Here is an 11,651-nt window from a genome sequence, read left to right as displayed (position 1 = left end):
GGGCAGGAAAATCGGATTTTTTTTAACTATTGTGTGTAATTACTACACCATTGGCAATTTAAAAAAAGAGAGAGAATTAACAAGCCATGCGATATTTCCCTACGCCACGTTCGAAATATACTTTACCAAACTCCTTTTAGCCACCGGCAACAAAGTTTGCTCCAACGGAAATGTGATATCACTATGCACATAATAAACCGCCGGGTTAGGGATAAACTTATTCCGGTTGATCAAATGCAGCTTAATAGTTTCGGGGGTATTGGTGATGCTTTGCTCATAAGTATCCACAAAGTTTACGTTAATGCCACGGTACTTATCATCTTTGCCCTCAAAAATAGTGATCTGGTATTCGTAGATCCAGTTGGTACGTTCCTTACCATTTTTTAGGGAAAAATAGCCGTGATAAGGCAACAACGGCACGATGCCAACCGGGTCGATATTTAAACGGCTTTCTACAAAATCATAAATATCCTTACCTGTTTTAATAGCGGGGTCCATCTTACCCATGGCATAATTAATGATCTGCTCAATTTCCAGCATGCTTTGATCGTCAGTAACGATTTTTTGATACGTGAGTTTCACAGCCTCGATATCGGCCTGGGTGAGCCGTTGCGGAAAGGATTGTTGCAATAACGCTTTGTTCTTTTTAAAATCGATGAGGTTGTTATAGTGGAAAATCAGGTCGGCCAGGTTGGGGTATAGCCGCTTGTTGCCAAAGTGGCTGTTGATCTCCTGGAGGTAACTTAACAGGATGTATTTTTTGTATTCAAAGTCAATATGACCTTCAATAAACCAATTTGCACCTAATTGTCTCATTTTCCACCTCCTATTTGTTAGCTTAAATTAACCAAAAAACACCAACTTTGCAATATGCCTTATGGAACCCTTTATTTAATACCCGTACCGCTGGCCGATGAAGCGGCTGCCAAATCATTTACGCCCTACCTTGTTGATACCATTAACAGTATCAAAGAGTATATTGTAGAGAACGAAAAAACCGCTCGTCGCTTTTTAAAAGAGGCCGGTTTAAAAACCCCGCAAAGCGAATTGGTGATTCATGATTATGGTAAACACAACCGTGAAACCAGTAATGCCGAGTTTTTTAAAGGCCTGCAGGCTGGTAATGATGTTGGCCTGATGAGCGAAGCCGGTTGCCCCGGCGTTGCTGACCCGGGTGCCGATATTGTTGATAAAGCCCACCGCATGGGTATTAAAGTAGTACCACTGGTAGGCCCAAGTTCTATTTTGCTGGCGCTGATGGCTTCGGGCTTTAGTGGGCAGAGTTTTACTTTTCACGGTTATTTGCCTATTGATAAACTGCTCCGGGCTAAAAAGATCAAAGAGTTGGAAAGCCAGGCCATTAAGCTCGATCAAACGCAGATGTTTATTGAAACACCGTTCCGCAATAACCCGATGCTGGAGGAGATCCTGAAATCGGCTAATCCTAAAACAAAACTTTGTATAGCTACAGACTTAACCGCTGCAACCGAGTTTGTGCAAACCAAAACCATTGCCGACTGGCAAAAGAAGGTACCCGAACTGCACAAACGGCCAACTATATTTTTACTGTACCACGGCAATAAATGACCATTACCCAGCAGCATACCGATGTAGTAATTGTAGGCGCGGGACCATCAGGTTTAATGATGGCCGCCCAGCTTTTGCGCTACGGTGTGCAGCCGCTTATTATTGATAGCAGGCATGGGCCAACCAGTCATTCAAAAGCATTGGCGGTGCAGGCCCGCTCGCTGGAAATTTACCGGCAGATGGGGATAGTGGATAAAGTGTTAACCGAGGGCAAGCAAGCCGACGGTGCTAAATTTAATCAGGAAGGTAACGAAGTAGCCGAATTAACGCTGGCCAATGTTGGCGAAGGGCAAACGCCTTACCCCTTTATCCAGATGTACCCCCAAAGTAAAAACGAGCGTTTACTGCTTGATTTTTTAACCTTTAACTGCTGCCCGGTTTATTGGGATACATCTTTGGTATCGCTCCGCCAAAATAAAAACGAGGTTAACCTACAGTTGCAAAATGGAGGCGAACCTCAAAACATCACCTGCAAATGGCTTATTGGTGCCGATGGCGCGCATAGTACGGTACGCAAACAATTTGGCATACCATTTAATGGCGATACCTACCCGCACCAGTTTTATTTAGCTGATATTAAGATAGGGAATAAGTTAGGCAACTATGTTGATCTGTTCCTGTCAAAAAAAGGGTTTGCCGGATTTTTCCCGATGCCGGATGACCAGCACTACCGCGTAGTAGGTAACCTGCCAGAATCATTCGACCAAAAAGAAAACCTGCAAATTGATGATGTATTGCCGCACCTGGAAGCGGTGATGCACCAGCCCGTAATAGTTGATCAGGTTAATTGGTTCACCACTTACAAACTACACCACCGCAAAGCCGATAAATTCAGGGAGCAACGTTGTTTTTTAATTGGCGATGCGGCGCATATCCACTCGCCGGTTGGCGGGCAGGGCATGAATACCGGTTTGCAGGATGCCTATAACCTGGCCTGGAAAATGGCAGGTGTAGTTAACGGACAATATAATGATGCTATTTTAGAAAGCTACGCGGCCGAGCGGATGCCCGTAGCTAAAGAGCTGTTAGGTACTACAGACAGGCTTTTCAAGATCATCCTATCGCAAAACTGGTTCATCAACCTGTTAAAAAAATGGCTATTGCCAATTGCGCTGAAATGGGCCTGGTCAAAACCAAAGCTTCGTGATCTGTTTTTTAAACGGGTATCACAAACAGGCATTGGCTATCGCGATAGCCAAATTAACCTGCACCTCAGCCAATCCACCCAAATAAAAGCCGGCGACAGACTCCCCTATTTGAAAGTATTCGATGAGAAACGCCAGCAGGAAACCGACCTGCACGAGTGGTGCAGCAAACCGGGCTTTACGCTCATCTGCCTCGGCAAACTCAAAGAGTTGGATCTGTTCACCGTTGCCAAATGGATCACCCAGAATTACGGCGCTAACCTCAACTTTTTCTATTTGCCACCCTCAGCAAAAAACCAGCATATTTTCGATGCTTTTGATGTAAAGGAAAATCAAAAGAAAGCCCTCATCGTTCGCCCGGATATGCACATCGGCTTTTTGAATGATGTGGTTGATATTGATATGATGGATAACTATTTGCTGAATGTGGTGGGGTTCGTAAAGTCGGAAGTCTGAAGTTCAAAGTCGAAAGTTCGTAGCCTAAAATCAATTTTAAGTTCAATTGCGAGACTTAATACTTATAACTTTTGATTCAAGACTTAAAACTACCTCACCACCATCACCCACCCGCTCATCACCTTCCCATTCTTCAAATCAATCACATAATAATAAGTGCCCCCGGAGATAACTTGCCCGTTGCTGGTGCCATCCCAAGCCTTAGGATAGCCGGTGCTTTTATAAACCAATGTACCATAACGGTTAAATACCTGAGTGGTTGATGTTGGGTAGGTATCCAGCGCTTCGATGTTCCAGGTGTCGTTAGCACCATCGCCATTGGGTGTGAAAGTGTTGGGGACAGTTACTTTTTTGTAAACCCGCACAAAAACCTGGTCGATTGCTTCATCGCCGCAGCCCGAGTTGGATACTACGTGCAGGGTATAGGTAATATCTTCGGTTGGGGAAGCGGTGGGTCTTAGTTCGAGAGTACTGTTCAGGTTATCGCCGGGTGTCCAGTAATAACTTACATTGGTGCCTTTGGCGCTGCCGTTTAGAGTTGTTGTTTGGCCCTGGGTGATGTACCGATCCGGACCGGCATTGGCAACCGGCTGTTTGAGCACGTTCACTGTCACGTTTGCAGTTGATGTACAGGTACCATTACTTACAGTTACGGTATAAAGCGTAGTATCAGTAGGACTGGCAACCGGATTAGAGATATTTACATCCGACAAACCCTTTGCCGGCGACCATAAATAGGTTGAGCCGCCACTGGCATGCAGCGTAACCGAACTGCCCTCGCAAATAGGATCAACCGCATCGGCTACGGCCACTGGTTGAGCATTCACCACAACATCAACATGGGCAGTCACTTCGCAACCCGATGAGGCTTTTACTGTAACGTAATAAGTACCCGCGGCAGCTGTAGTAACATTATTGATTGTTGGGCTTTGCGATACCGATGTAAACCCATTCGGCCCAGTCCATTTATAGCTCACACCCGTTGACGCGCTAAGCGATAGCGTTGTTCCCGCACACACCGGCGTGCTTGCAGTAGCTGTTGATAATGGCGGCGACCCCACCGTTAATGTAAGCACGTTGGAAGCCGAACGGCAATAAGCCGAGTTAATATTACCCGATTGCCCGGTCACTACCCTATAATAATAAGTACCGGCCGTAGTTGGCGAAGTGATTTTATAGGTAGATGTGCTGGCGCTGGTTCCTGTTAAATCCGTCCAGGCACCGTTGCCGGTTTTGGTTTGCCACAACACACTATAACCACTGGGTATAGTGGTACTGAGCGTATAAGTTTGCGGCACATCCGCGCAAGCCGATTCGGTAATGGTTGAGCTGGCGCTGCTAAAGCTTGCTGATATATCAGGCCCGTATGGGCTAAAAGTAATATCATCGATAGCCAGGTCATTTGCCGGTGCGCCTCCGGCACTGTTGTTGGTCATTTTTATTACGATATCGCCGGCACCGGCAGGCACGGTGAAATTAAACGATTTTTGAATCCACTGATAGTTGCCACTGGTGCGGGGAATGGTACCGGAGGCGTAACTTTCAATAACGGTACCGTCCGGCTTTTCGATAGAGAAGGTGATATTTGGCGGACTAATATCATTACTCCGCAACAGGTTAACTATCCAGGCCGAAAACTGGTATTTAGTACCAGAGCAAAGTCCGCTAATGGTACGCTTATAAAAATAGTCGGTTTTGGATACGCTGGCGTTAACCACCATCATATAGCCACCAGTGTTATCGGTATGGTCTGTTGCCGACCACCAAACGTTGCCCGAACCGGCCGTAGTGTTTTCAATAGTATATGACCCATCCTGAGGGAAATCGGCATTGCTATAGGTATAACTTGTTGTTCCCGAATCGGCAGGTAAAGCACCCGAATGAGTTGAGCTGCCTGCGCCAAAAGTAATACTTACCACAGGATCACCAAGACTTTGCGCTTTTAAAACAAATGTTGATAATGTGAGTAGAAAGCTACCAAGTAGGGGGATCAGTGCTTTTGCGTTCAACGGTTTATACTTTTAAAAAAGCGCCTGCATGTACCACACATACAGACGCTACTATCGCAACTATTATGAAAAGGGGTATTAAAACAATCATCGGGGTTGATAATCGGTTTAATGATATAAAGATGCGTTTTGGCTTCTTGGCAGGCAATTATGTGTCGATAAACGGTGGGTTTGTATGGGTAAATGCGGGAAGAAAGGGGGATTGGGCGCCTACAAATAAAAAATGTCATTTCGATAGAGCAGCGGGGGAAAAACGCAGGGGCGAAAGAGAAATCTTCTGCGCCATACAAAGTCGGGATACAAGGTGTATAAGATTTCTCCTCACCGCTCCCGCACTAAGCCCTACCGGTTCGTTCGAAATGACAAATCGTAAATTAAAAAGTGGGCTACCGCTGCTTCCAGTTCCTCACAAAATCGAGGTAACTTTCACTAACGGGTAATTCAATTTCTGATAGCTGAACTTTACGGTTTTGGATAGAACGGATCTTGCCTACCGGCACAATGTAGCTGCGGTGGATACGCTGAAATTTGGTTGATGGCAATTTCTCCAATACCTTTTTCATAGGCATCAGCGTAAGGATGGTTTTATCGTTGGTGATGTGGATCTTGATGTAATCCTCCATACTTTCAATGTACTCGATGGTATTGAGGTCGATCTTCACCATGCGGTACTCCGAATACACATAAAGGCTTTCGTCGGTTTCTTCAACAGTGGGTTTATTTTTATAATTAAAGTAATCAACAGCTTTTTCCACAGCTTTGGTAAAGCGCTTAATATCTATCGGCTTTAAAATATAATCCAACGCTTCCAGCTCAAAACCCTCGTAAGCGAAGTTTTTATAGGCCGTGGTGAATATTACCATAGGCTTGTCTTTCAACGAGCGCACCAGATCGATCCCTGTAATATCGGGCATGTTGATATCCACAAAAAGCAGGTCGACCTGTACTGTTTTCAGATATTCGGCACCGGATATGGCATCCTCAAAAGTTTTAACCAATTGCAGGGAAGGAAAGCGGGACACGTACTCGCTGATCAATCGCAGGGCCAGCGGTTCATCGTCTATAGCTATGCATTTAAGCGCCATAATTTATGTTTGTAAGGTTAACTGAACGATATACTCGTTGTTTGGACTGCTGATATTTAGCATATGCCTGTCGGGATATAAATGCTCCAAACGTTGTTTCGTATTTTTTATGCCGATGCCGGTACGCTGGTACTCGCTGTTTTGTACAGCAAATACCCGGTTTTTGCAGTAAAACGAAATGTTAGTTGTGTTTACCTGGATGTTAATATCAATGGCCGATGATTCGTGTTTGCTTACGCCGTACTTGAACACGTTCTCCACAAAGGTCATCATTACAAGGGGTGCAATTCTCTTCACTCCTATCTCGCCTTCAACCTCAAAATTAACAGTGGTGTTTTTGCCAATTCGCAGGCGCTGCAATTCAATATAATCGCTTATGCAATCTATCTCGCTTTGTAGGGGCACAAAATCTTCGGTAACATCATCGGTAACGTAACGCATTATGTTTGATAGTTTCATAATACTATCGGCAGCGTTATCATCTTTAATAGCTGCCAGCGTATAAATATTATTGAGCGTATTGAACAGAAAATGCGGATTGATCTGCGCTTTTAAAAACGAGAGTTCGGCACTTGTTTTATCGGCCTCGGCACGGGCGGCGCGCTGCTCTGTTTCCTGCCATTGCTGTACGGTTATAATGGCTGTGCTCAATGCCATAATCATCAGGAATATGAACAGACTGGTACTATCCAATGGCTTAGTATGCTTAAAACCCGGGCGGAAAAATCGGGCAGCACTATCCGGCGGAAAAGGGGGTGGATTAAAACGGTCCGATTTAAAAAAGGTACTATCTCCAAATTTGGATTTGCCAAACTTCGCTTGTTCCATTTCAAGGCGGAAGTGACGCCATGGGCCATTATCTGTGCTTCGCATCAATTTTTCGAAAGGGCGAAGAAAGAACACGCAAATTAATAACACCAGTACTATGCCACTGTAAACCCAATAGCGTTTGGTAAGGAAAAACTTAGGGATAAACAGGTACGCGTTGGTGTAAAAAAGGATAATGTATGTTGAACAGAAAATCCAATAAGCAGGCTCCTTCAAAAAAGTAAGGATAGTGGTGTTTTGCCCCCGGCTATTTAAAAACACCAACGGAAAAGCCATGAACAACAGCCAGCCCGCAATATGTATAATAACCGAAAATGCTTTAAAACGCGACATTATGTAAAATAACGCATTATGTTACAGCAATAAAAGGGGGTATCGGTAATTTAAGGTTTTGTATGGACGAGTTTTAAGTCGGGAGTCAGAAGTTAGGAGTCGGAAGTCAAAAATAACATTCGCGACTTAAGACTTTCGACTAAGAACTTAAGACTTTAAATTACCCATGTATCGTCTCCCCTTTACCATAGTTCTGGATCACCATGGCTTCGTATTCTAAAAACTGCTTCCACCTTGCATCAACGTCAATTCCTTCGGCATATTTTTTTGCCAGGCGGATGAACATCGAATAGTGTGTGGCCTCGCTAATCATCAGTTCGTGATAAAATTCGGCCAGTTTTGTATCGTTAATATTTTCTGAAAGTACTTTAAAACGCTCGCAGCTACGGGCTTCTATCATGGCCGAAAACAGCAACCTGTCAATCAGCTGCGCCTCACGGCCTCCGCCTATAATAATAAACTTACGGAGCTCGTTCACGTAATTGTCCTTACGTTCCTTACCCAAAATATAGCCGCGCTCCAGTATAATATCGTGTACGCGTTTAAAGTGGTCCATTTCCTCCTGCACCAATAAAGCCATTTCCTGCACCAACTCGCTCAGGTTTGGGTTTTGAACAATGAGGGTAATGGCATTGCTGGCGGCTTTTTGTTCACAAAAAGCATGGTCGGTCAATATTTCTTCAATATTGCTTTCTACCACATTTTTAACCCAAAGAGGATCGGTAGGTAGTTGCAGTTTAAGGATGGTTTTCTCGCTCACATTGCAAAGATACTTTATGGAGGCGAAAGCTGAAAGGTTAAAGGCGAAAGGTATTTTTTGGAGCGGGTATTTAATAACAAAGGCCATCTTTTTGGGATGGCCTTTGTTTTATTGTTCTATTTTTTTGAGCTTGATATCAAATATCACCGTTGAGTTCGGTGGCACCTGGCTGGTGCCAGCTTGCCCGTAGGCATAACGTGATGGTGCAATAATTAAGATCTCCCCACCAGCAGCTATCAGCGGGATGCCGATTTGCCAGCTCTTCAATAGCTCGGATAATTTACCTTTATAATCAGGCTGGCCAAAAGTAACGCCGCTAAACAACTGCCCCGTATAATCGATAGTCACGGTAGCATTAGGGCCAGAATGCGTGCCCGAACCGGCAGCAATGATCTGGTAATAAACACCCGATGTATCTTTGGTAGCCGTAATTTCGGGATGGGCAGCCAGATAGTTTTTGATATTGCCGTCTTCATTTAAAACCACCTGTTGCGGATCGGCAGCTTTATCTTTAAAGCACGACGATAGCATTAGCAATGGAGCAAACAGCAATAACAAAAGGTTTCTTTTCATTTTTAGGGTTAATTGGCGGTGTCAGTAAAACTAAGCAGATCAATTGTAAATACCAAAACCGAATTTTTAGGGATGCCATTTTGCGCCACGTTACCGTATCCCTCCCTTGACGGAATTACCAGAATAATACGACCGCCAGTTTTGATATATGGTAAGCCCGATTTCCAACCTGCTATAAGTCCGCTAAGGGGTTTTGTAATAGTTCCTGAATCAAAAGAAGTACCATCAAGTAATTTTCCTGTGTAGGTTACTTTAACGGTTGATGTAATAGCTGGGTTTGCGCCTGTACCTTGTGTTACTATTTTGTAATAAACACCCGAGCCGTCGGCAGTGGCGTGATACGCGGCATCAGTACCGATGTAGGCTTTGATTGCGGCATCATCTGCAGCTGCCTGCTTTTCGGCATCAAACTTGTCTTTTGAACATGAAGTGAGGAGCACCAGCGGTGCGAAAACGAATAATAAGAATTTCTTCATTTAGTTAATAGTTATGTATGCTAATCAACCTGACGGTTAAAAGCAGGTAAACGCTACAAACAATGTATTGTTTTGATGATTTTATTTAAAATCTGTTAAATCGATAGTAAATACCAAAACCGAATTTGCAGGCACACGATCGGGGCCGCTGGCACCGTATGCCAGTGCCGATGGTACGATAAGCAATATCGTTCCACCCTGTTTTACCAGCGGAACTCCTATCTGCCAGCCTTTTATGAGGCTGTTTAACGCGGTTGAGTAGCCCTCGCCTTTATCAACAACCATATCATTTAACAGTGCCGCGCTGTAGTTTACAGTCACTATCGAGTTTTCGGTTGGATGCCCACCTTTGCCTTCAGATAAAATTTGGTAATAAATACCCGATGGATGTTTTTGTGCTTTAATCCGCGGATTGGCCTTAAGGTAAACGCGGATCAATGAATCGTCAATTCCGGCTTGCTTTTCATGGTTTAGCTTAGCGGCATTGTTGCATGCCGTTAAAGCGATAACAGCCATAGCTAATAATAAAAGATACTTTTTCATGATGGGTATCCAAATAAAAGCCCCCTTTAAAAATAAAGAGGGCTCAGTTTATTTTATGGTTTAAATTTAAACCGTTGTTTTAATTTTCAACTCGGTCATCTGTGCTTCGGCAATGGTTGACGGTGAATCGATCATCACATCGCGGCCCGAATTGTTTTTAGGGAAAGCGATCACATCACGGATAGAATCCAGACCGGCAAAGATTGATGCCAAACGATCGAAACCGAAAGCGATACCACCATGTGGAGGTGCGCCATACTCGAATGCATCCATCAGGAAGCCAAATTGTTTTTGTGCTTCCTCTGGCGAGAAACCAAGGTGCTTGAACATCAACGCCTGCAAAGCACGGTCATGGATCCGGATTGAACCACCACCAATTTCGGTACCGTTGATCACCAAATCATAAGCATTGGCGCGTACAGCTCCCGGTTCGGTATCTAACAGGGCAATATCTTCAGGTTTTGGAGAAGTGAATGGATGGTGCATGGCATGGTAACGGCTGCTTTCTTCATCCCACTCTAATAATGGGAAGTCAACCACCCAAAGTGGAGCGAAAGTATCTTTATCGCGCAGGCCTAAACGGTTACCCATTTCCAGGCGCAGCTCGTTCAGTTGTTTACGTACTTTATCTGTACCACCAGCCAAAATCAGCATCAAATCGCCTTTTTCGGCGTTGAATGCAGCTGCCCAGTTGGTTAGTTCATCTTCATTATAAAATTTATCTACCGATGATTTCAGCGTACCATCCTCGTTGTAACGGCAGTAGATCATGCCGGTTACATCAATTTGCGGGCGTTTTAACCACACGACAAGCTCATCAATTTGCTTGCGGGTATAGCTTGCGCAGCCTTTTGCATTGATACCAACTACCAATTCGGCATCATCAAAAATGCTGAAACCTTTACCTTTAACAATGTCATTCAGTTCAACAAACTCCATCCCGAAACGCAGATCAGGTTTGTCTGATCCGTATAAACGCGCCGCATCAGCGTACAGCATGCGCGGCAACTCACCCAGGTCAATACCTTTTACGGTTTTGAACAGGTGGCGGGTAAGGCCTTCAAAAATGTTCAGAATATCTTCCTGCTCAACAAATGATAGCTCGCAGTCAATCTGGGTAAACTCCGGCTGACGGTCAGCACGTAAGTCCTCATCCCTAAAACATTTAACGATCTGGAAGTAACGGTCGAAACCGCTCACCATCAGTAATTGTTTAAATGTTTGGGGCGATTGCGGCAGGGCGTAAAACTCGCCCGCGTTCATGCGGCTTGGCACCACAAAGTCGCGCGCGCCTTCGGGAGTTGATTTGATCAGTACCGGGGTTTCAACCTCGATAAAGTTCAGGGCATCTAAATATTTACGCACCTCCTGCGCCATTTTGTGGCGAAGAACCAGGTTGCTGCGGATAGGGTTACGACGTAGGTCGAGGTAACGGTATTTGGCACGAAGTTCTTCGCCACCATCGGTTTCATCCTCGATCAGGAACGGAGGCAATTTAGCCGCGTTCAATACATCTATCTCGGTAACAACAATCTCAATCTCGCCGGTAGGGATCTTAGTGTTTTTACTGGTACGCTCAATTACATTACCGGTTACCTTGATCACAAACTCACGACCAAGCTCGCGGCTTTTTTCGCGCAGCTGGGCATCAGTATCGGTGTTAAATATCAATTGGGTTAAACCATAACGGTCGCGCACGTCGATAAATGTAGTACCGCCCAAATCGCGCGATTTTTGTACCCAACCGCATAAAGTAACGGTTTGGCCTAAATGGCTGATATTTAATTCGCCGCAGGTATGAGTTCTAAGCATAACAATGTTTTATAAAAAAGTTTGCTAAAGTAAGTTTTTGATTT

General features: G+C 44.6%; 11 protein-coding genes. 2 read left to right on the top strand and 9 right to left on the bottom strand.

Annotated features, from left to right (window positions below; translation table 11 throughout):
- Positions 1–99 precede the first annotated feature (99 nt).
- Positions 100–816, bottom strand: coding sequence for a hypothetical protein (locus AAFN85_RS14595; RefSeq protein WP_347528186.1), 717 nt, complete (start codon positions 814–816; stop codon positions 100–102).
- Positions 817–870: 54 nt separating this feature from the next.
- On the opposite strand from AAFN85_RS14595, the gene AAFN85_RS14590 reads away from it, so the two are divergent.
- Together AAFN85_RS14590 and AAFN85_RS14585 are read left to right on the top strand one after the other, a co-directional pair.
- Positions 871–1,587: an SAM-dependent methyltransferase gene (locus AAFN85_RS14590; RefSeq protein ID WP_347528185.1), complete on the top strand. Its 717-nt coding sequence runs from the start codon at positions 871–873 to the stop codon at positions 1,585–1,587.
- Positions 1,584–3,188, top strand: a complete 1,605-nt coding sequence (locus AAFN85_RS14585; protein WP_347528184.1) for an FAD-dependent monooxygenase — start codon at positions 1,584–1,586, stop codon at positions 3,186–3,188. Before AAFN85_RS14590 ends, AAFN85_RS14585 begins: the two co-directional genes overlap by 4 nt.
- 89 nt (positions 3,189–3,277) lie before the next feature.
- On the opposite strand, the gene AAFN85_RS14580 is transcribed toward AAFN85_RS14585, so the two are convergent.
- The 8 genes from AAFN85_RS14580 to aspS form a co-directional block, all read right to left on the bottom strand.
- Positions 3,278–5,197, bottom strand: coding sequence for a gliding motility-associated C-terminal domain-containing protein (locus AAFN85_RS14580; protein WP_347528183.1), 1,920 nt, complete (start codon positions 5,195–5,197; stop codon positions 3,278–3,280).
- A gap of 386 nt (positions 5,198–5,583) precedes the next feature.
- Entirely contained in the window at positions 5,584–6,282 is a 699-nt protein-coding gene (locus AAFN85_RS14575) for a LytTR family DNA-binding domain-containing protein (RefSeq protein ID WP_347528182.1), read from the bottom strand.
- A 3-nt stretch (positions 6,283–6,285) separates the two neighbouring features.
- On the bottom strand, positions 6,286–7,443 hold the full coding sequence (locus AAFN85_RS14570) for a sensor histidine kinase (protein ID WP_347528180.1): 1,158 nt from the start codon (positions 7,441–7,443) through the stop codon (positions 6,286–6,288).
- Positions 7,444–7,603: 160 nt separating this feature from the next.
- A complete protein-coding gene (locus AAFN85_RS14565; RefSeq protein WP_347528178.1) occupies positions 7,604–8,203 on the bottom strand; it encodes a tRNA-(ms[2]io[6]A)-hydroxylase in 600 nt (199 codons plus the stop codon).
- A 108-nt stretch (positions 8,204–8,311) separates the two neighbouring features.
- On the bottom strand, positions 8,312–8,776 hold the full coding sequence (locus AAFN85_RS14560) for an FKBP-type peptidyl-prolyl cis-trans isomerase (protein ID WP_347528177.1): 465 nt from the start codon (positions 8,774–8,776) through the stop codon (positions 8,312–8,314).
- A gap of 8 nt (positions 8,777–8,784) precedes the next feature.
- Positions 8,785–9,252 carry an FKBP-type peptidyl-prolyl cis-trans isomerase gene (locus tag AAFN85_RS14555; RefSeq protein ID WP_347528176.1) on the bottom strand — a complete coding sequence of 156 codons (468 nt, stop codon included), beginning with the start codon at positions 9,250–9,252 and terminating at the stop codon, positions 8,785–8,787.
- A gap of 81 nt (positions 9,253–9,333) precedes the next feature.
- Positions 9,334–9,795, bottom strand: coding sequence for an FKBP-type peptidyl-prolyl cis-trans isomerase (locus AAFN85_RS14550; RefSeq protein WP_347528174.1), 462 nt, complete (start codon positions 9,793–9,795; stop codon positions 9,334–9,336).
- A gap of 66 nt (positions 9,796–9,861) precedes the next feature.
- Positions 9,862–11,607, bottom strand: a complete 1,746-nt coding sequence (gene aspS, locus AAFN85_RS14545; protein ID WP_347528173.1) for an aspartate--tRNA ligase — start codon at positions 11,605–11,607, stop codon at positions 9,862–9,864.
- Positions 11,608–11,651 lie beyond the last annotated feature (44 nt).

Origin of the sequence: Mucilaginibacter sp. CAU 1740 (assembly GCF_039839285.1) — a bacterium.
Lineage (GTDB): Bacteria > Bacteroidota > Bacteroidia > Sphingobacteriales > Sphingobacteriaceae > Mucilaginibacter.
Note: the sequence above shows the minus strand (reverse complement) of the source record. Positions and strands in the feature narration are given on the sequence as shown.

Excerpts from the sequence above, each read along its gene's own strand:
- AAFN85_RS14560 (WP_347528177.1), bottom strand. The coding sequence starts at position 8,776 with ATGAAAAGAAACCTTTTGTTATTGCTGTTTGCTCCATTGCTAATGCTA.
- AAFN85_RS14555 (WP_347528176.1), bottom strand. The coding sequence starts at position 9,252 with ATGAAGAAATTCTTATTATTCGTTTTCGCACCGCTGGTGCTCCTCACT.
- aspS (WP_347528173.1), bottom strand. The coding sequence starts at position 11,607 with ATGCTTAGAACTCATACCTGCGGCGAATTAAATATCAGCCATTTAGGC.
- AAFN85_RS14575 (WP_347528182.1), bottom strand. The coding sequence starts at position 6,282 with ATGGCGCTTAAATGCATAGCTATAGACGATGAACCGCTGGCCCTGCGA.
- AAFN85_RS14550 (WP_347528174.1), bottom strand. The coding sequence starts at position 9,795 with ATGAAAAAGTATCTTTTATTATTAGCTATGGCTGTTATCGCTTTAACG.
- AAFN85_RS14585 (WP_347528184.1), top strand. The coding sequence starts at position 1,584 with ATGACCATTACCCAGCAGCATACCGATGTAGTAATTGTAGGCGCGGGA.
- AAFN85_RS14570 (WP_347528180.1), bottom strand. The coding sequence starts at position 7,443 with ATGTCGCGTTTTAAAGCATTTTCGGTTATTATACATATTGCGGGCTGG.
- AAFN85_RS14595 (WP_347528186.1), bottom strand. The coding sequence starts at position 816 with ATGAGACAATTAGGTGCAAATTGGTTTATTGAAGGTCATATTGACTTT.
- AAFN85_RS14590 (WP_347528185.1), top strand. The coding sequence starts at position 871 with ATGCCTTATGGAACCCTTTATTTAATACCCGTACCGCTGGCCGATGAA.